General features: G+C 38.3%; 18 protein-coding genes and 2 pseudogenes. 13 read left to right on the top strand and 7 right to left on the bottom strand.

What is annotated here, in order from left to right; all coding sequences use genetic code 11:
- The first annotated feature begins 2 nt into the window (after positions 1-2).
- The 4 genes and pseudogenes from ACFSTH_RS18575 to ACFSTH_RS18560 all read left to right on the top strand — a co-directional run.
- The gene (locus ACFSTH_RS18575) at positions 3-872 is read left to right on the top strand and encodes an AraC family transcriptional regulator (RefSeq protein WP_377773064.1); all 870 of its coding nucleotides are present in this window, start codon (positions 3-5) and stop codon (positions 870-872) included.
- 11 nt (positions 873-883) lie between these two features.
- Entirely contained in the window at positions 884-1,777 is an 894-nt protein-coding gene (locus ACFSTH_RS18570) for a helix-turn-helix domain-containing protein (RefSeq protein ID WP_377773066.1), read from the top strand.
- A 106-nt stretch (positions 1,778-1,883) separates the two neighbouring features.
- Positions 1,884-2,519, top strand: coding sequence for a hypothetical protein (locus tag ACFSTH_RS18565; RefSeq protein WP_377773068.1), 636 nt, complete (start codon positions 1,884-1,886; stop codon positions 2,517-2,519).
- Positions 2,488-2,837, top strand: a pseudogene (locus ACFSTH_RS18560) (transposase); the annotation flags it as partial. The gene ACFSTH_RS18565 and the pseudogene ACFSTH_RS18560, both read left to right, overlap by 32 nt.
- A 398-nt stretch (positions 2,838-3,235) precedes the next feature.
- On the opposite strand, the gene ACFSTH_RS18555 reads toward ACFSTH_RS18560, so the two are convergent.
- Positions 3,236-4,627, bottom strand: coding sequence for a hypothetical protein (locus ACFSTH_RS18555; RefSeq protein ID WP_377773070.1), 1,392 nt, complete (start codon positions 4,625-4,627; stop codon positions 3,236-3,238).
- Positions 4,628-4,765: 138 nt separating this feature from the next.
- On the opposite strand from ACFSTH_RS18555, the gene ACFSTH_RS18550 reads away from it, so the two are divergent.
- From ACFSTH_RS18550 to ACFSTH_RS18510, 9 genes are all read left to right on the top strand, one after another.
- The gene (locus tag ACFSTH_RS18550) at positions 4,766-5,434 is read left to right on the top strand and encodes a hypothetical protein (RefSeq protein ID WP_377773072.1); all 669 of its coding nucleotides are present in this window, start codon (positions 4,766-4,768) and stop codon (positions 5,432-5,434) included.
- Positions 5,435-5,585: 151 nt separating this feature from the next.
- A complete protein-coding gene (locus ACFSTH_RS18545; RefSeq protein WP_377773074.1) occupies positions 5,586-5,777 on the top strand; it encodes a hypothetical protein in 192 nt (63 codons plus the stop codon).
- Positions 5,778-5,998: 221 nt separating this feature from the next.
- Positions 5,999-6,889 (top strand): phytanoyl-CoA dioxygenase family protein, encoded by an 891-nt coding sequence (locus tag ACFSTH_RS18540; protein WP_377773148.1) that lies wholly within the window; start codon positions 5,999-6,001, stop codon positions 6,887-6,889.
- A 58-nt stretch (positions 6,890-6,947) separates the two neighbouring features.
- Complete coding sequence (locus tag ACFSTH_RS18535) at positions 6,948-10,385, top strand: glycoside hydrolase family 2 protein (RefSeq protein ID WP_377773076.1); 3,438 nt, start codon at positions 6,948-6,950, stop codon at positions 10,383-10,385.
- Between the two features lie 185 nt (positions 10,386-10,570).
- On the top strand, positions 10,571-11,503 hold the full coding sequence (locus tag ACFSTH_RS18530; RefSeq protein ID WP_377773078.1) for a manganese-dependent inorganic pyrophosphatase: 933 nt from the start codon (positions 10,571-10,573) through the stop codon (positions 11,501-11,503).
- Between the two features lie 108 nt (positions 11,504-11,611).
- On the top strand, positions 11,612-11,896 hold the full coding sequence (locus ACFSTH_RS18525; protein ID WP_377793757.1) for a DUF6509 family protein: 285 nt from the start codon (positions 11,612-11,614) through the stop codon (positions 11,894-11,896).
- Positions 11,897-11,955: 59 nt separating this feature from the next.
- On the top strand, positions 11,956-12,327 hold the full coding sequence (locus ACFSTH_RS18520) for an ArsR/SmtB family transcription factor (protein WP_377773152.1): 372 nt from the start codon (positions 11,956-11,958) through the stop codon (positions 12,325-12,327).
- 99 nt (positions 12,328-12,426) lie between these two features.
- The gene (locus tag ACFSTH_RS18515; protein ID WP_377773080.1) at positions 12,427-13,467 is read left to right on the top strand and encodes an EamA family transporter; all 1,041 of its coding nucleotides are present in this window, start codon (positions 12,427-12,429) and stop codon (positions 13,465-13,467) included.
- A 23-nt stretch (positions 13,468-13,490) separates the two neighbouring features.
- Positions 13,491-14,435, top strand: coding sequence for an AEC family transporter (locus tag ACFSTH_RS18510; protein WP_377773082.1), 945 nt, complete (start codon positions 13,491-13,493; stop codon positions 14,433-14,435).
- Positions 14,436-14,953: 518 nt separating this feature from the next.
- On the opposite strand, the gene ACFSTH_RS18505 is transcribed toward ACFSTH_RS18510, so the two are convergent.
- The 6 genes and pseudogenes from ACFSTH_RS18505 to ACFSTH_RS18480 form a co-directional block, all read right to left on the bottom strand.
- Positions 14,954-15,406: a DUF441 domain-containing protein gene (locus ACFSTH_RS18505; RefSeq protein WP_377773084.1), complete on the bottom strand. Its 453-nt coding sequence runs from the start codon at positions 15,404-15,406 to the stop codon at positions 14,954-14,956.
- A gap of 311 nt (positions 15,407-15,717) precedes the next feature.
- Positions 15,718-16,863 (bottom strand): serine hydrolase domain-containing protein, encoded by a 1,146-nt coding sequence (locus ACFSTH_RS18500; protein ID WP_377773086.1) that lies wholly within the window; start codon positions 16,861-16,863, stop codon positions 15,718-15,720.
- A gap of 144 nt (positions 16,864-17,007) precedes the next feature.
- Positions 17,008-17,274, bottom strand: a pseudogene (locus ACFSTH_RS18495) (IS1634 family transposase); the annotation flags it as partial.
- Positions 17,275-17,527: 253 nt separating this feature from the next.
- Positions 17,528-18,070 (bottom strand): GerMN domain-containing protein, encoded by a 543-nt coding sequence (locus ACFSTH_RS18490; RefSeq protein ID WP_377773090.1) that lies wholly within the window; start codon positions 18,068-18,070, stop codon positions 17,528-17,530.
- A gap of 20 nt (positions 18,071-18,090) precedes the next feature.
- On the bottom strand, positions 18,091-19,494 hold the full coding sequence (locus tag ACFSTH_RS18485) for an N-acetylmuramoyl-L-alanine amidase (protein WP_377773092.1): 1,404 nt from the start codon (positions 19,492-19,494) through the stop codon (positions 18,091-18,093).
- A gap of 636 nt (positions 19,495-20,130) precedes the next feature.
- Positions 20,131-20,298, bottom strand: coding sequence for a hypothetical protein (locus ACFSTH_RS18480; RefSeq protein WP_377773094.1), 168 nt, complete (start codon positions 20,296-20,298; stop codon positions 20,131-20,133).
- Between the last annotated feature and the right edge of the window lie 301 nt (positions 20,299-20,599).

Below are 20,599 nucleotides of genomic sequence, written 5' to 3'. Positions count from 1 at the left end.
ATATGAGCCGATTAGAGACAATTAACTTTCAACACAATCCATTTTTGGGTAGTTTTTTTCGAAGTGCCGAACATAATTACAAAGGTTTTTTTCATGCACATGCTGGAATGGAAATACTGATGATTCACGAAGGAACAGGGTCGGTGACGATTCCGCATCATGTCTATAGATTAGAAGGAGGGAGCTTGTTTTTATTTCAGCCTTTTCAATTGCATCACGTCAGAGCTACCCAGCTTGATACCGTACCTTATGTGCGCAGTGTCCTTCAATTTGATCCAATTGCATTGCAACCATTTATTAAACCGTACAAACAGTTGGAGCAACTGTTTTCCTATGTATGGAAAGGAAAGATGCCACAACAAGCATTTGCAAATTTAACAAAACGGTTCCCGATCGAACAAGATTTTGCATTGTTTCATCAAAATTATGCTTCGCAAATCGAAAAACGACAAGAACATTATGCGTTGCTGGTTATTCGTATATTGCAGTATTTACAACAAGACTTGGCGGAACGTGCCGTCTCGATCGAAGCGACTGTCCCACATGCACTATCGCATACAGAAGCTATTTTACATTGGATTGAACAAAATTATATGGAGCCGTTTGAACTTGAAAAATTAGCGAATGAATTACATTTGTCCAAATACTATATATCGCACTTGTTTAGAGAAGAAACGGGGCATACCGTTACGGAGTATTTATTAGCTTTGCGCAGCAAAGAAGCGTGTCAGTTATTACTCCATAGTTCATTATCTGTTGCAGAGGTTGGTACACGAGTCGGCTGGCCCATTCCATCACATTTTATTCAGCAATTCAAAAGATGGGTAGGTTGTACTCCACTGCAATATCGTAAACGTCATGCATTTGGTTAGGAGGGGGAAAGATGACAGCACGCATGCAAGTGCGTAGTTTTATCGGAGCACATGAGCAAGAATGGGAAGATCCTTGTTTTTTTCAACATCAAAGTGTCGAAATTACAGTGATTCTAGAAGGCGAAGGATTGCTTCGCTGGACGAATGGTCAGGCAGAAGTAGATTGGTTGACCGGAGAAAAAATTGCGCTATCAGTGGATAAAAAAGCAGAGAGTGTGGATGAGATTCAAACGAAACAAGCGCGAGTAGAAGCGGGGCAAGTCATTATTATTCCGACAAACGTGTCTCATTCATTTCATGCTCGTACACGAATTAGATTTGGCGTCTTGCTAATTGATGAACTCCATTCCCTCGGAAATGATTTGATTGACAAAATATATACGAGTGTAGCTGCTAATCGACTGACAACGCCGGCAATCATTAGTTTGTCACCGCTGGACAAAGAGCAATATGAACTGTTATTTCGGCAGTGGCTGCGGATGAACTATTCCACGATGAAAGAAACACAATTGCAATATGAAACGTGGGTGCAGCTATTACTATTATTTTTGTACGAACGTTGCTATCTATCAGCGCAAGCAGTTTCTATTTCTTTCATAGCCGATTATATTAAACAGCATTTACAAACGAATATTCAAGTAACTACGCTAGCGAAATTAGCTGGATTATCAGAAGAGGGGCTGCGCAAACGATTTGTAAAAACATATGGAATGACACCGAAAAATTATCAACAAATGTGTCGTCTATCAGAGGCAAAATGGTTGCTCAGTTCGTCAGATAAAGATATGCAAACGATTGCTGAGATGATCGGATTTGCTAGATTACATTCCTTTTCAGCATGGTTTAAAGAGATGGAAGCGATGTCGCCAACGGAATGGCGGAAGCAACAAAGTTTGAATCATTGACTATTAATAACGGATTACTGCTTAATGTATAAAGATCAAGGGAACGATGATCGATGATCGATGATGGAGTTACGACTAAGGCGAGAATGTGTGGAGTGAGTAGAGGATGATGTTGTTATTTGGAGCAGAGCATCACTTGCTAGTGATATCTAATGCGATTGATGCGGAAGAACACCGGCATTCTTTTTTACAGGTGACCGTTTCTTTAGAAGACGAGATGGCAATGGATTTAGATATAGAAGGACAGTATTTACGTTGCTCAGGTGTAATCATTAACTCTGGTGTCGCACATAAGTTAGATGGAAAAGGACATGCTTTGTTGTTGCTTTTGATAGATCGTACTTCTATTTTGGCATTAAGTTTTAAGCAAGCATTAGAACAGCGAAACTATGCCATTATTCCAGACAAAGTAGTGCAGCAACTTCGAGAATACGTCCTAAAAGAGTACGCTCATATTAGTAATTCAACTCATTTTGAAGCCTATTTGCGACATTTTATGAAACTGTTACAGATGGAATTTATACAACCAACAATCGTTGATCCAAGAATAAAAGAACTTATATCCCTTATAAATCAGTGTACAGAGTACAAGCATACGATTCGTTTTTACGCGCAGCAATTAGGGTTATCTAATAGTAGGTTGTCGCACTTATTTAAAGAAAATACGGGTATTTCACTTAGTGGTTATTTATTACTTCATAAACTGGCGTGGCGTTGTTACCGTTGCTGGATTCCTAGCTGAAGTTGGCGATCTGAACCAATACGACCACGGACAACAAATTATTCGGTTGGCAGGCTTGAATCTAAAAGAAAATAGTTCCGGTAAGCGTAAGGGAAAGACCGGCATCACCAAGCGTGGACGCGCTCGACTGAGAGCTTTGCTGTTTCGTTGTGTGATGCCAATGGTAGCTAAGAATGAAGAGTTTAAAGCCCTGCATAAGTATTTTACAACACGAAGGAAAACCCATTGAAGAAGAACCAATCACTTATCGCGCTTTGTGGCAAACTGATACGCGTTTTGCACACGTTAAGTACTAGGCAAATAGAGTACGAGGGCTAACCCGTTACTACGATAAGCTGGATAGCGAAATGACCCACTTAAAAAGTCACATACATGCCAATCTACAATTAAGTTTTCCAGCATTAGAGGGTCTCATCATACACGTTCTGCACTATTTTTAAATGTGATACAACTGTTTCCTCATCCAGACGAAGTGTTGGTTCATTCTAAAGATGGACTTTTTTTAAGTGTCCATTTTATAAAGTACATTTTAAAGTTAGCCGGTTTTTTTATACGGGCTCGTATTCGGTCTCAGGGGCTGTTCGGACTTTCTTCACTTCTATTATAAAAAATAATAGCACAAACCATGTCCTTGGTCTGTGCTACTAATGTTAGTATGTTTGTGGTCTTTATAAAACTGAATACAAACTATTAACTTTTGAATATATCCAGTCGTATTAGTTAACGTTAACCTTGTAATTAATAGGAATTTTCCAATCTGACGTATCTACTTTTGAACCTAGGAAACTAACGTCAAATTTCCAATTTACATAAGCTGTAGTACTTTCATTTTTAGTTTTAGTAGAGTCCCAGGTAGAAACAAGTACACCTAAATCAAGATAATGACTTTCATCATTTAAATATCCAGATTTATCAATTTTATAAGAGTATCCACTCACGTTACCAACTACATTCTGATACGTATTATTATTTACAGTTGTAGTAGTTGTGCTATATGAGATACTTGTTAGTACATCATATGCTGACTTTCCAGCAGCATAGTATGGTATGTTTTTAGTGAAATATCCCACGATAACTGGCCAGTTAACTGAAACTTCTGAGCTGGATTTTTTATATAATCCACCAATTAATCTAGAAGTTATTTTTGTATTTTGACCAGCTGCAATAGTTCCGAGAGTTTGAATTCCTCCACTTGTCACTCCACCAATTTTATAGCTTTGCTCGACACCTGTTGTTGGTTTTCCATTCACTCTTACATGTTCAGCAACTGTTAGTCTAGTCGTCCAATTGGCACTACCTGATGTACCAACATCAACAATATCGCCCTCAACTTTAGGGCAGAAATAGAATTGTGCTACGTCAAAACCAAATGGAACTTCAGAATAGTAAACAGTGGAACAAGCTTTAAGATAGGGATGAGTTGAAAAAAGGTTAATCCCTTCGTTAGTAACTTTATACGACTTAGCAGGCTCAAGAATTTGTTCAAACCAATTGCCATCCAAAAGGCTATCTACATGTGATCCATCAGTACTTATTTTAGAAGTATCAACATCTAAATTATTCAATTCTTCTTCAAAGTACCAAATATCTCCTTTATCATCTTGAAGATATAGCTTAAAATTGGCTTTATTCCGTAAATCTGTAGAAATGAGACTTGTATCTGCTTTATCGTTAGTTTTAATTTTAAAGTGTAGAACCTTGAAATTAGCGTTATTCTCTATTAGATCCCCTACGTAACTTTTAATACCGTCGGATTGTTCTCTGCTTGAGTATAATTTTCCATTTAGTTGAAGTGGAATATCTGTGCTATTATAACTAACAAACCCATTAAAATTTACATCATCACCATTTAGTGTTAAATTATCTATCAATAGTTCAGCCCGATGTATCAATTCTTCTTCAGCGATGTAATCAGAATAATCTTCTGATCCTAGTACTTTTTGAATATTCCCTTTTGATACTGTGTATCCAGGAACAGAAATTGTGTTTTCAGTAATATTTCCTTTTTCTACAGTAGAATCAATTGAAGCGCTACTAATTCCACTAAAAGAAATTAATAGTATGAACATTACAGTCAGCGAAGTCAAACTCTTCATTATCATTTTCATATTCCATTACCTCCCATTTTTGTTTATATTACAATACTATAATAATAAGTATTTATTGTCAAATGATTGAAGAAAATGATAGAGTATATTATGATAATGTATATTATATCTAGTTATTTCTAAGGGGACACTTATCTTATGGGAAAAATTACTCTAATGTATCAAAAAGTTCTTATAATCTTTTTAGCACTTGGCTTAGTGGCTTCTCTAGTTGTAAATCTATGTTTGTATAATTCAAGAAACGGAAAATTAGTAAATTTTTCACACCAACAATACCATAAAGTGCTATCAGATTACGAAAGTATCATTCTTTCTACTTCACACTCTATATTGTCAAAACTGGAGAACTCTATTGCTAAAAAGGAAATTAGTAGAGAAGAAATATTGTTTCTATACATGAGCTATGAAGAGTTGAACGAAAATCAGATTCAATATGCAAACTATGTACAATCCTATAGCTCTCCTGAAGGAAAAAAAGCTATCTCTCTGGAACAGAATGAATCTATTACCCTTAATTATGTTCCTGGTTTTGTTTACTTTAATTCGAGTATTACTATGTTTAAAGAATTACTTTTGCAAAGTAACTCTAATTCTGAAATAGCTGTAACCAATGATTTAGAAAAACGTTTAAAACTTGCAATTGAAATTATTGAATTAAACACAGCGATTTATGAAAAATTCGTTAATGAAGGCTTCGTCCCATTGTCAAACGAGACAATATTGACTCGACTAAAATTACAAAAGGATTTGACTGCTTCATTTGCAAAACTAACTGAACTTTCTATAGAACTATCAAGATTAGATTAAATTAGGATACTATGAATCAATTTCATAAATTAAAAGCCTTGTTACTACTTTGTTACTACTAGCTTTTTAAGGCATAGAAAAAGGAGTACCTCCCCAAATTTCGAATTAGTACAGTGACCAAACCACACTAATGAGACGAGGCGAACTCCTTATGACATTACGGTCGCCATTGATGCCACTCATATCGAAGCACGAGCTCAAGCTCCTGCCAAATACGAAATATTCTTTGCTAATGGCAGCTGCGGTATTTGCAATTATTCCTACTATAATATTGTATATACTTGATATACTAGCACAAGATTATTCTATTAAAGTCATCGTAAGTTCTGGTGTGAAAGTATAGACTATAAATGCAGAATGGGAAAACGTTTTGTTTTCTGTTCTGTTTTTTTATTCTGTTTTTTCATGGATCGTGCCGAGTAAAGCGAAAATTTTCTAATTTGAAAGTACGGTTTTGCGTAAATGATGCTGTTTTTTCACTAACTACTTCTTATCCGTGTTTCGTTATGCTAATGGTGAACAATATAAATGATAAACAGTTGAGGGGAGTTTTTAATATTGGAAATGATGATTGGTAAACAAACCGTAACGATGGGTAGTAAATATATGACTGAACTACGTGATTCAAATGATATACGCGACAATATGGTTGCACTAAGAGATAGACTAAAAGAAGATGGTTATTTGCTAATTAGAGGTTTTCACGATCGTGAGCAAGTATTGAAAGCTCGTTCGGAATTTCTTGCAGAACTGCAACGTACGGGGAAGTTAGATCCCAATTTTCCGATGGAGGAAGCGGTTATTGGAAGCGAGAACAAAGGTGGCATGTGGGGGAAATCCGGTGAAGAGTTGAAAGCAATTTTTCCTACCTTCGTTGATATTGTTAATGGTGATCATGTGATGGAGTTTTTCGAGCAGCTTTTGGGTGATACGCCAATGACTTACGATTATAAGTGGCCACGTGCAGTGCCAAAAGGAGGAAATACGGGAGCGCATTACGACGTTGTATATATGGGTCGAGGTACGAAAGACGTGTTTACGATGTGGACACCTTTTGGTGATACGTCTTATGAGCTAGGGACGCTTGCGATGCTGTTAGGCTCTCAACATTTTGATCAAATTAGAAAAACGTATGGAGAGATGGATGTCGATCGCGATAATATTGCGACAGGCTGGTTTACGGAAGATCCAATCGAAATTGTTGATCAATATGGTGGGCAATGGGCGACAACTGAATTTGAGGCAGGCGATGTGATTATTTTTGGTATGTTTATGATGCATGCTTCGCTTAATAATTTGACGAATAACTATCGATTAAGTGCGGATACTCGTTACCAATTAGCTTCCGAGCCAGTTGATGAGCGTTGGGTTGGTAAACAGCCAAAAGGTCATTATGCATGGGGGAAAGAGCCTGAGAAGTCAGTAGCCGAAGCTCGAAAAGAGTGGGGTGTTTAGTAGATATTGATAGAAAGAGTTATTTGTATGAAAAACTGGTAGTGGAGGAGAGACAATAATGGCAAATATAACGGAACAGCAAACAACAACGCAATTGGTTTGGACTACGCCGGTAATAATTCCGCAACCTGTACAAGTGAAAACAGTAGAAACGCCAATCGTTAGTTTAAATAGCGAAGCGGGTGTGACGTGGTATGTTGGCGCAACACAGCAAACGGCAGATGAGGTTGTAGCAGGGAAAGTAGATACGTCTGTCTGGCAGTCTATCATTGTTCCTGGGGAGCCGGCGATGCAAGGATTTGATTTGGAAAATGATACGGCGTACTATTACAAAACTACGGTAGATATTCCAGCTGATTTTGCAGGAAATCACATCGTACTACGGTTCAACGGTGTATATTCCAGAGCTAGTGTTTGGGTTAACGGACAGTACATTCGCAATCATAAAGGTGGATTTACTACGTGGGATTGTGAGCTAACCAATGTTGTAACTGCCGGTACATCTGCCGAAATTATTGTTCAATTTATCGATGATATCGAAGACCCTTCTATTGGAAGTAAATATGCCCATCACAATATGGGTGGTATTATAAGCAGCGTTGAGTTAATAGCAGTTCCCATGACACATATTAGTAGTTTTCATTATGTAACGACATTTGATGAAAGCTTTATGGATGCTACTTTAGAAGTAACTTTTACATTGCAGTTGGCGGAGCAGGTAGAGCAGGCTTGGGTGAAATTACAGTTGTTCGATCGAGATAATAACGAAGTTGTACTACAGCCATCCCTTGTAGCTGTGCCAGCTACTGCTGGGCAGCAGACGCTACAGTTTCCATTACATGCAGTGCAGAAGTGGGATGCAGAACATCCTTACTTGTATACGTTACAAGCTGAATTGTATCGAGATGAAGCAGAGGAGAAAAGTGACATAGAGCCAGAGCAAACGATAGCGATCAAAGTTGGCTTTCGTGAGATTACGTATGGTGGACAGCGTGGAACAGACAAGCGAGAATTGTATGTTAATGGTGAACGATTAAAATTGCGAGGCACATGCCATCATAATATTCATCCACTGTTAGGTAGAACAACGACGCCGGAATTGGATCGGGAAGATGTGTTGATGCTCAAACGTCAAAACATTAACTATGTACGTACGTCACATTATCCACCAACGAAAGCATTTTTGGATGCATGTGATGAGATCGGTATGTATGTGGAAGAAGAAACGGCTGTTAACTTTCAATATGCGAATGGACCTGGTCCGTGGGGCGATGATGAAGAATGGTATATGAATCAGTTTACCGAAATGTTGGAGCGCGATCGGAGTCATCCGTCTGTACTTATTTGGTCGCTTGCGAATGAATCAGGTTGGAGAGCGGGAAGCGAAGGAGATAAGTATCGTCGACAACTGCAATATTTGAAACAAATCGATACGAGCCGTCCTGCCAAATTTAGCTATCCATGGACGGTGGAAGATGGAACGAAAACCGATATTTATAGTTATCATTATATTGGGTATCACGATGATATGGCATCTTATGGTCCGTTTTGGCCAAAACGTCAAGATACGGATATTGTTTATGATACACCAGTCATTCATGATGAGTATGCTCACGTTGCTTGTTATAATTTAACGGAATTATATCGGGATAATAACGTGCGTAATTTCTGGGGAGAAAGTTTAAAATTATTTTGGGAAAAAATTGTACGTACAGATGGAGCGCTTGGTGGAGCGATCTGGGCGAATATTGATGATGTATTTCATCTCCCAGAAGGGGTAAAAGAACGTCACCAAGTACATTCGGTTGGTCCGGCAGCGGGATATGGCGAGTGGGGTAATATGAGTGATCAATGGCGCCGAGAAAAACCAGAGTTTTGGTTGACGAAAAAAGCCTATTCTCCAATTAGACTAGATGAAAAACAAGCCATTGAAGCGGGCGAAAATCAAGCTACTTTGACGATTGAAAACTGGTTTAATCATACTAATTTGCAAGAAGTACTTGTGAAGTATGCTGTATACAGCGAAGATTTGTTATTGGAGCAAGCAGAGTGGATGGGTCCTGATATAGTGCCGTTTGCAACAGGTCAACTAACTTTGCCGAAGCGAAATTGGCGAGCTGGCGAGCGAGTAGAGTTGAAGTTTTATGCGGCAGATAATTTGTGTGTGGATCACTATGCGATTTTAGTTGCTGGCGAAACAGAAGTATCAGAGCAAGTTAAAGAAGTAGCAGTAGGCGGGGCATGGAACGTTACGCAAAATAATGATCAGTTGGTAGTAGCGAACGACGTTATTTCCTTAATTTATTGTGAGCAAACGATTCAACTAATTGCAGCTGTTGTTGGCGGAGAGAAGTTGATTGCGAAAGGACCACAATTGCATTTGGAAGGTGAATTGCTAGGCGCATGGTCTGGAAAATCACTAGCAGTAAAAGAGCAAACAGCAGCATATGTAACCGTACAATTAGACGGGAAATATGATAATGGACTAGAAGTCATTTTTAGACAAACTATTTTTAACGACGGTCGTTTGCAAAATGAGACAGAAATAGTAGCGAATAAGCAACTAGAAGATAGTTTGGAATTCGAACAAATGAGCAAACGAATAAGCGAGGTAGGCATTGCATTCCAGCTTGATCCGGCAATTGCCTCGGTATCGTGGAATAAAGATGGGCTATATAACGTATATCCGGAAGATCATATCGGTAGGTTGCAAGGAACGGCAGTACGTGTACGTGTTGGTGCAACTGAACAGCCGGATACGTACCGGGAAAAGCCAGCTTGGCCATGGAAAGATGATATGCGGAACTTCTTTTTGGAAGAAGCGCAAGATCCGTACAAAGGTATCGTGACGAAAGATTTCTTGTCCATGCGAGAATATGTACACCACTATACGGTACAATTTGAGCAACTGAAAGGAAAAGTACAAGTAGAAGCATCGGGTGATGTAGCAGCCCGCATCGATTACCAATACGAACGTCCACACCTTATTAATGATCGTCATGACCAAGTGATTACGTATAGCGGTCATTGGCAAAAAAATAATGATGGGCAAGCGATGTTTGGAACAGAAACGTTATCTGATGAGCCGGGTGCAACTGCAACATGCACGTTTATTGGAACTGGAATCAAAGTTTATTATAAAAAACAACGCAGTAATGGTAAAATGCTAGTTTTGATTAATAATCAGTCGGCGGAAACTATCGATATGTACAGTGATATTGGATCTGCCTTGTATCAACAGGTGTATGAGGTGAAAGATTTGCCGTATGGCGAGCATAATATAACCATTACAGTTGCTGAGGCAGAGCAACCGGGGTTTGTCGTCATTGATGCGCTAGAAGTGATTGACCAGACAGCTAGCAAACAACTCGAGGCACAGCTTATCATTAACAGTCAATGGCGCTATCAGCAGTTAGGTTGGGGTAACTATGAAGGAGAACCAATTGAAATTAAAGGTGGCCATAAACAACGTCAAACGATACGACTTTTTTCATAATAAATTTCAGAGAAACGTGATGAATAGCCGTTAATAAACGCTAGGCAGGTGGAAGTAGAATGCGAATGTTCTGCTTTTACCTGCTTTTCTATTGGAAACAATGAAAATTATCGTTATAATAGATTATTAGTAGTGAAACAATTTATAATCAAAAGTTCATTTTGAAGATAAGGAGCTAGGAAGTAATGAGCAAAGTACTAGTTTTTGGACATAAAAACCCGGACACAGATACGATTACATCAGCACTTGTATATGCAAACTTGAAGCAACAGCTTGGTATGAATGCAGAAGCGGTACGGTTAGGTGAAGTGAATGGTGAAACGAATTTCGCCCTTACTTATTTTGATGTGGAAGCACCAAGATTAGTAGAGCAAGTAGCAACAGAAGTTAGCGAAGTTATATTGGTAGATCATAACGAGCGACAACAAAGTGCGGATGATATTGATCAAGTTCGCGTTATCGAAGTAATTGATCACCACCGAATTGCTAATTTTGAAACAAGTGGTCCGCTCTATTTCCGCGCAGAACCAGTTGGTTGTACGGCTACTATTTTGAATAAATTATATAAGGAAAATAATGTGTCGATCAGCAAGCCAATGGCTGGATTGATGTTGTCCGCTATCATTTCGGATACATTATTGTTCAAATCGCCAACGTGCACGGCGGAAGATGTAGCAGCAGGGGAAGAGTTAGCTAAAATTGCTGGTGTAGATGCTCAAGTATATGGTCTCGATATGCTGAAAGCGGGAGCCGATCTTAGTGACAAGACGATTGAACAGTTGGTTACATTAGATGGCAAAGAGTTTTCTATGGGCAATTACAAAGTAGAAATTGCGCAAGTAAATGCGGTTGATACCAACGATGTATTAAGTCGTCAAGTAGAGTTGGAAGCAGCGTTGCGCACTAAAATTGCTGAAAAGCAGCTTGATTTGTTCGTATTCGTCGTGACGGATATTTTGAATAATGATTCTGTAGCGTTAGTACTTGGAGACAAATCTACAGCAGTAGAAAAGGCTTACGATGTTTCGCTTGATGATAACAAAGCAATACTTAAAGGGATAGTTTCACGAAAATCACAAATAGTACCGATCCTAACAGATACACTGAGCACGATGTAACAGCAATAAGCAACGCTCAGAAGTTGAGGAAGCTCCGAAGCACTTTGGTAGTGATAAGCGAGCTTCCTTTCATTCGTTTAGGTTAAACATACTCAGGAGGCGAATAACATATTCAAAATTGAGAGAAGTCAAATTGTAAAGCAGCATGATCCGTATAAAATTATTATAGGGGATCGATATGAGTGTTTATTGGAGTTAAGTGTTGAAGAAGACGATGATTTGTACGATGAAAAAGGGGTTATGTTGCGAGTTATATTTGCAGTAGAGCCAGAGAAAAGTTTTATTGCTAAATATGAATTTCTAACAGCATCAGACAATAAATTTATTGCCCTGGAAATGGTCGAAGAAGAAGAAGCTGTTGTGTTAGATTATTGCCAGCAAAATTGTCAGTAGAGCTATAAAGCGATAAAGTGCTATAATAGTACCCATGACTATGTAATGGTGGGATCATGATGGAAAATCAAGTAACAAGTAACAACGCTTGTGATGAGTCTTGCAATGGTACAGAAATAGATATAGCCGCAGTACGTGAACAGCTTGTAGAAGACCAAGTAGCGATGCAATTAGCAGATTTTTTCAAAACGCTTGGCGATCCAACAAGAATCAAAATAGTACATGCATTACAAAAGTGTGAATTATGTGTGCATGACTTAACTGAAGTACTTGGGATGGGGCAATCTGCCATATCGCATCAATTACGATTACTTCGTAATATGCGCTTTGTCAAACGGAGAAAAGTAGGCAAAACAGTGTACTATTCTTTGGATGACGACCATGTAGAACAAATATTTTCTTTAACATTGCAACATTTGAATCATAGTTAAAAAAGTTGCTTATATGCCACGAATGCGATTGTTTTTTGAAAAAAAGACGTAGTATTCGTGGTTTTATTGCGACTAAAAGAGTAGGAGTGGAAGATTAACATGTGGTTAACTTATGCCATATTGGCGGCCATTTGTTTTGGATTGAGAGGATCGCTATATCACTGGACGAGTCAGCGTCCGCTAAGTAGAAATTTAATGCTATTCGGTGTCTTTACGAGCGGAGCAATTATTAATTTAACGTTTGCAATTATTTATAGTTCGAATTGGACGACCGCTAGTTTAGTTGGTGTGATGATGGGGTTATTTTCTTTCGGAGCGAATGCAAGTATGTACAAAGGATTTGCAGAAGGAAAAGCGTCGCTTGTTGCTATTTTAACTGCTCTTCCACCAGTAATTGTTGTTATATTGGCAGCGCTGTTGTGGAGTGAATTACCTCTTCCGATGCAGTGGGTAGCCTTTATTATTATCGTCGCAGGAATTTTACTAGTCCGCTATTCAAATGACATTACGCTCAAAAATTTACAAGGGGCGCAGTGGGGCTTGCTCGCTATGTTACTATTTGCCTTTAACGACTTGTCTGGAAAATGGTCAACGATGCTGCAAGCAGAAATATATCCTTCAATGTTTTTTATGTTTATAACGGGAAGTTTGTGTTTTGGAATATGGTGGCTACAGGAATTGCGCCAACAGAAAGCAGCGGTTGCTGCTGCCGCATCGACTACCGCATCTATGGAACAAACGGCGGCGACAACAACATCGAGCACAGTATCACAAGGAGCGATTGCATCAGGACCGGAGTCAGTTTCATCAGAAGTAACATCACCAAGCTGCGGTTCAGCTAGTCCAGCTTCTTCAGCGTCAACCAGCAGTTCAACGGCAGCTATAGCGCAATGGGGACACGGAAAAACTTTTGTAACTGGTCTAGGAGTCGGTATTACCAACGCTGTTGGAATGATTTTGTTATTAACGGCATTTCAAACAGGAAAAGCTGGTCTAGTATCGGCAGTTAGTGCAATGAACGTCTTAATTGTATTATTATACACTCGCTTTATTGTTAAAGATAAATTTAGTAAAACAGAAGTAGCAGGTATTGCTATCGCGATTATTGGTATATTGTTAATGCGATTTTTTAGTGCGTAGACGTAGCGAAAGGATATAAAACGATGACGATATTTCTCCACATCTTGCTTACAAATATTGTACCAATGAGTATTGTGATTGGGCTCGGTATTATATTGCAAAAAGCTTTTTCGTTAGATATCAAAACATTGTCCAAACTAAATTTTTATTTATTTTCGCCGGCTTTTATGTTTCAGCTATTATATACAACAGAGATTTCAGGCAGCTTAGTAGGGCAAACGTTGTTATTTTTACTGTTGTTTATGTTTTTACAGTATATAGTCATTGAAATCATCGTGCGATTGCGAGGGTATAAACCGAGCATGAGTAGTTCGATGCGTAACTCTGTCTTATTTTATAATAGTGCTAATTATGGTATCCCCCTTAATCAGCTGGCATTTGCCGGCAATCCGTTAACATTAGCGGTTCAAGTAATTATTATGATGACACAGTCGCTTATACCGAATACGTATGGCATTTATAATGTAAATGCGCACAAAGCGGATATGAAACAAGTGTGGAAAACAATATTTTCCATGCCGATCATCTACGTTATTCCAGTAGCATTGTCATTGCGTGGGTTTAATGTAGCGATTCCGCAGCCAGTGATGGTGCCAATCGAATATTTGTATAATGCCTTTATTGGTACAGCGCTCATTACATTAGGGGTTCAACTCGGAAATATGAACTGGAAAATCAAAAAAGAACAAATTATCGACGTTTCTATTTCGAACGTATTGCGCCTTATAGTCGGACCACTACTCGCCGCATTCGTCGTGTTTTTAGTTGATCTAGCTGTTGGGTTAGAGCCAATTGTAGCTGCTGCCCTTATCGTGTCATCTGCTGTACCGACTTCCTTAAGTAGTGTATTACTGGCAGTTGAGTTTGATAACGAACCAGAGTTTGCATCGCAATCGGTGTTTTTCTCTACACTATTCAGCATCATAACCGTAACGGTTGTTATTTTTTTGGTACAGATGAATGGGTAATGAATGTTTTAATTCCGTACACTAGAACACATGAATGCTACTTACAATTGCTGGGTAAGGAGAGCTAGTGTGTTCTTTTTTTACTCTTTTAATGCGTATCCCATTTGCTCAGTAACTCAGTATCTCGTATTAATTGGAATTAAATCAATATATTGGTTATAATTTGCTTATACCGATTGCAAAGTACTTGAAGATTTTATGATTGATGCACTAACATTAATCGAAGTTAGATGGGAGTTTCATTAAGTGTTGGATTCGGTAACGATGTAATGAACTTTATGTCATTGGACGATATTTTGCTGAGCGAAGGGGATACATGATAAAAAAGGAACGGGAAAGGATGATACAGTGGTGGAAAACAAGGTGGACAGATTATATTCGAGGGAACACCAGCAACGTTATTACAAACAGAAACAACAACAGCAACAACGAAGTAGCTGAGAGCTGCTGTTGCTGAGTGTCCTTTGTAATCTGTATTAAAAATGAATGAAAATGATTGGCTCTCAAAATACTTGTTTTCAAAATTTTCCGATTAATATTGACAAGATGCCTGCTGCAATTAATGGACCGACAGGTACACCTCGGAACAAAGCAACACCTAAAATGGTACCAATTAATAATCCAGCAACGATCGTCGGTTGATGCGTCATTAAAGTAGCACCGCGCCCACCCAAATAAGCAACTAACATTCCAATTCCCACAGCAAGTAATGACTTCCAATGAAAAAAGGATTGGAAGATCGTCTGCATCGTTAACTTACCGCTAGCAATAGGTGCCATGACCCCGATCGTTAAAATAATAATACCAATGTTCAAACCATATTTTTCGAGCCAAGGAAATGCTTGCTGTACATTCATTACCCGCAAAAGCAACAGCACAATCATAGCGATTGTGAGCGGTGTGTTATTACTGAACAGTCCGAGTGCTGCCAAAGCAAGCAATAATACAGCAGCAGTATCTACGTTAGTCATGTCAGAAAGCTCCTTTTCTCTCGTATCCCCATTGCTCAGTGGTGGAACAAAGATTCAAAAATACATATAGAAACATGTGTAAATATGCAGAAATATAGCAGCTATAGAAGCACGAGTAGATATTTGCATGTGCAGATTTAATGGGATAATTTGTACATGCTAGATACGTCTGCTGAGCGAATGGGATACGTCATAAAAGGGGTAATAGTGAGTAGTATACTGCTAGCCCTTAAAGCGTGTGTACTTCTTATTTATATTGTCACGCAATCATATTATTATACAATGTCTATACCAGCATGTGATGAAGTCAATTAAGTTAAGGCAGCAATAATTGCTCGATAGGCAACAACTGCTTCGTAGTCATGTTCCCCGAATACGGTAGGGTCGACGCCAGATTTGACAATTATAACATTCGCAGGTTGATTGACATAGATGTGCTGTCCATAAATCCCTCTAGCGATAAATTCCCCGCCTGTACTGTGGAGTGGTTTCCACCATTGATATTGATAGCCGAAAAAGTCATTGGCTCTTCCAGGCATCAAGTTGGCTCGATCAGGTTCAACCGATTGTTTGATCCAATCTTCCGATATAATTTGCTTCCCTTGCCAGTTACCATTGTTTAAATAAAGACGTCCGATTTTGGCATAGTCACGTAGTGTGGAGTTAACGAAGGTAAACGCAATTGGTGTGCTATGCAAATCTGTACTCCAATAGCCATCGAATTCCATACCAAGTGGTGTCCAAAGTTTTTGCTGCAAATATTGTGAAGCTTTCATACCTGTCACTTTTTCTACTAGCATAGTAAGCACTTGTGTATCGACACTTTTATATTGGTAAAACCCAGGCTCTTCTAATTTAGTTAATTGACTGATATATTGCTGGATTGGTACTTGTTTCTCACCAAAAATATCGATTAGGAAAGTATGAATTTCAGCATCTTTATCCCCGTAATCTTCATTGAATTTTACTCCGGAAGACATTTGCAATATATCTTTAATAGATGCTCCGTCATAGCCACTGCCCATAAGTTCAGGTAAATATTTCGTAACTGGATCAGTAACGTCAGTCATTAGTCCTTCGTCAAAAGCAATACCAACGAGAGCTGAAACAATTGATTTGGCTACGGACATAGACATTGCCGTCGATTCTTTTGTATATCCATTCACATATTGTTCTGTAATTATGGTGTCGTCTTTAATGACTAACAAGCCAGTAGCATGAACCTTTTGCAAGAGGTGTGCAATGCTAGATGTTTTACCGTTATATTCGTAATGTAGATCAAATAGTGGTTGTATGTTTTCTTTAAACTGAAATTTTTGTGCAGGAGCAACTAAATCGTGTTTGGGCATGATTTTGTCCATGTTACGAAAACTCCACGATATATTTTCTTCGTTGAGCATAGCCCCTAATTTATTTAGATCATATGGCTTTGTTGTTGATGTAGTTTGTGTTGTCAATTTCTCCAAACCTCCTCCGTTTACTATACTTATTATACATCAAAGTAAAATAAAAAACATTTTGCTATCAATAGGTGAAAAGTGATTGTTCAAATGCGATATATCGTATAGAATAATAATCTCATCTTTGACAGTGAAAACCGCAAGAATATCGGTTACATCTGTTCTGGTGTAGGCTGGTACATATCCTTCGTCAGCATATTCCAAAACTCTCATCTCACGTAAGGTTTGAATGATTTCACTACAAGTGGCCGATTCGTTAAGCTTTTTTTCAATTAAGCGGTAACTTAATAAGGAGAGAAAACAAACGAGGAAATGTGCCTTAATTCGTTCGTCTTTTTGTAAAAATACTGGTCTTGTCCGCATCTCGCTTTTCAGAATACGGAAAGATTCTTCTACTTCCCAGCGTCGACATTCCGTATTGTTTTAATCCAGTTGCTTTCTCTAAGTGAAGAAATGCTTTAGCCGAATGAGCGGGAAACTCTCACGTACGGTTCTTAGACGAGGAAAAGGGAGCAATCCCTTTTCTTTAGTCGATTATACGTCTCAGGCGCATCAAGAGGCCATAATGGGAAAAGGCATTACCATGAACATGTTCCGCAAGGGAACGCCCGCTGATAACGCCATACCGAATCGTTTCATTTATGTTTATTATTTTTCACCCTTAAGGATTATTACGAGAAATTGGATGCTCCAACTCAGTGTGACCCATGAAACTTTCCAAGGATTTTCCATCAATAAGAAGTTCTAAGCTATGTATCTCCTCAAATTGAAACATTGTTTCTTTCAATGCATCCAACGCTAACAGTTCACCGCTAGATCCTAATCTTGCCTTATCAGGAATATGAATATCTATTGTTAACACCCCTTCATGGAATTTCATAGCATTTAACTCGATTTTGTTCCATAAGGATACAAGATTAGAATGACTATTACTTTGCAAAGCTTTGAATACTTCCTCATACTTATCTATACCATTCGTATAAATTATTTCAGTCTTACTTTGTTTTAACTTCGTTACTTGAGAATCAACGAAATATACAAAAATCTCTTCAGTTTGATCATTAACTTGATTGATTGTCTTATCAGTTTCATATACTATCCCCTGGTTTGGAGCTGAAGATTTTGTAGTAGACTTACTATCACAGGCTATTCCTGCCATTGCTATGATACATAACAAAATAGAAATGTACATCCTTTTTTTCATACAAGCACATCCTCACAGTTTTACTGTACTTCCAAATATTCTTTGATCCCATTAACAATAGCTTGAGCCGCCTTATTTTGAAAAGAATCCGAAAACATCGCTTCTTCTTCTTCAGGGTTACTTAAAAACCCAACTTCTAATAGGACTGCCGGCATAACTGTTTCTCTAATGACTTCCAGGCTACTATTTTTCACACCACGATCTTTCAGTCCAATGGCTTCGATTAAATGCATATGAATGATGTCTGCCAATTCTTTACTGCTGCTGCGTTGGTAGTAGAAAGTCTCTGTGCCTGTTGCCTGGGGTGATGCAACCACGCTATTACAGTGTATTGATACGAACACATCCGGCATTAATTTATTGGCCAACTGGACACGCTCTGGACGGGTGGGATATACATCTTCCTCACGAGTCATGACAACTTCTATCTCAGGTTCCTTTAAAAGCAGCGCTTGAACTTTTAGAGACAAGGCTAAATTAAAGTCTTTCTCTTGTTTATTTGAAAAACTGATTGTCCCAGGGTCTCTCCCACCGTGCCCGGGATCGATCATTACGGTTTTTTTACCTGAATCAGGAGGTATAGCTCCGGTAGTACTGGTCTCACCAGTAATATTCAGATCAAGAATCAACTTATCTTCAATAAACTGTGACGTATACTGGACGGCACTTATATGATTCAACTCAATTACAATTCGAACAATAGCTGGATCATGTTTAAATAAGGAATACCTTACTTCAGTAAGATTAGGAATCTCGCTTATATCTAATTTACCTAACGATTTTGATTTTTGTGATTCAACCACATTACTACCTAATGTAGTATGGGGTAGATCAACGACGATCCGGTCTGGGTTCGTTAACTTAGAGATTGCCGGGGTAACCTCTTTATCTAAAGAAACAACCAGTTGATTGTTTGCATAATTAATTCTATTAACATGATTTAATTTAGATTCATATTCCTCACTCGTTAAAGGAGGAGATGGCTGCATATGGTTACGATCCAAAGTGACTATTTTGTCTGTATTGTTCCAGTTTACTTTAAGTCCCATCTCTTCACTAACGAATCGGATTGGGACAACGACTGTGTTTTTTATAATTTGAGGGGCAATACTCAGCATCTTTTGATCATTATCAACCTTAACTTCTTTTTTATCAACTATTAAAGAGATGACTTTAGAGTCATGCTGTATCTTCACACTTTGAGTTTTTTGGTTCCAGTCCACTTTAAACTTCAAATTTTCAGCAACTACACGAATGGGGATCATTACGTTATTTTTAACGTTTACAACCTCAACATCCTCAGGTAGTACTAATTCTTCACCATTTAAAAAAATTTTAGTTAGGTTAGTTGCAGCATAACTATGATGCGGTAGTGCTATTAGAAAAAATACACTAAATACAATTAAAAGTATGGATTTCTTCATTCTTACACCTCAGTTTAATGTTCTACTTCTTATTGCTTTTCGTGAGCATACCTCAACTAATGATTCAGTTATAAAAAGGGCACCATGGATTCTCGTCTAAATCTAAATATATCCCGGAATTACTTATAAAAACCTTGTCCTTATTTTACTTACAGATATACAAAATTGGAGTTGCAAAAGTATAAGTGGAAAATGGAATCATTTCGTCAGTAGATTATCAACCTCCTAAGTAACGAAACGTGGAGAACCCTAAAGTCCACTAGAGGATGACGCTATTTGCAGAATAAAGTTTTCTATAGTTTCACGATTGTTATCAATCGCTCAAAAAATTATAAAATTACTCTTTTTCACAATAACTTATCATCACCCCATGAAAAATTTTCACAATAGTTATTTTTAATTACATTACCTTCTAATAATAGTGATACAAATATAGTTATTCTTAGTGAATTTTGAACTGTTTTTTAACCAGGTGTTTCTATGAAAACCCAATTATTGTATATAGACGTGTGATCTGCTGGTTAAGTTTCGGTATTTCGACAATAAATATTAAATTATTTCCCTTTTAAACCTTTCACTGTATTTTTCTTTCTAGTACCTAACTCAGTTGCAGGTTTCAATTTCGACGACTTGCCTCTAAAGTACAAGGTGTTTGATCCATGTCACATAATCAGGGGTCAATTCCCATGAGATCAACACTGTTAACCAGAGTGGATTTTTCATGCCACCACAAAGGACAGATACAACACACGGCCAATTCACCAACCCAATAATGCCCATATTTAGCAGAGTTGAAGCCTTCATTTGAACCTCACATTTGATTAAACGCTTGGCTGATCAAATAATCTCGATATTCCAAATCCAGCGCTGCAACGATTCTTTTATTGGGCTTACTCATTTTGGGCTTGATTTTCGTTTCGTTTTTTAGCGAAGGACATTCGTTTTACAATCACTAGATTATGGGCTGCTGCCTTGTCGAGGGTTTTATTGTGGTCGTCCCCAAATGTAACATCCAGCGTCCAATGCATGCTTTCAACGCCCCAATGTTTCCTGGCTGCCCGTGCGAAGTCTGCCACGTTGTCGACGCTTCCGATGAAATAAGCCG

Source organism: Paenibacillus yanchengensis (genome assembly GCF_042684845.1).
Classification (GTDB): domain Bacteria; phylum Bacillota; class Bacilli; order Paenibacillales; family Paenibacillaceae; genus Pristimantibacillus; species Pristimantibacillus yanchengensis.
Note: the sequence above shows the minus strand (reverse complement) of the source record. Positions and strands in the feature narration are given on the sequence as shown.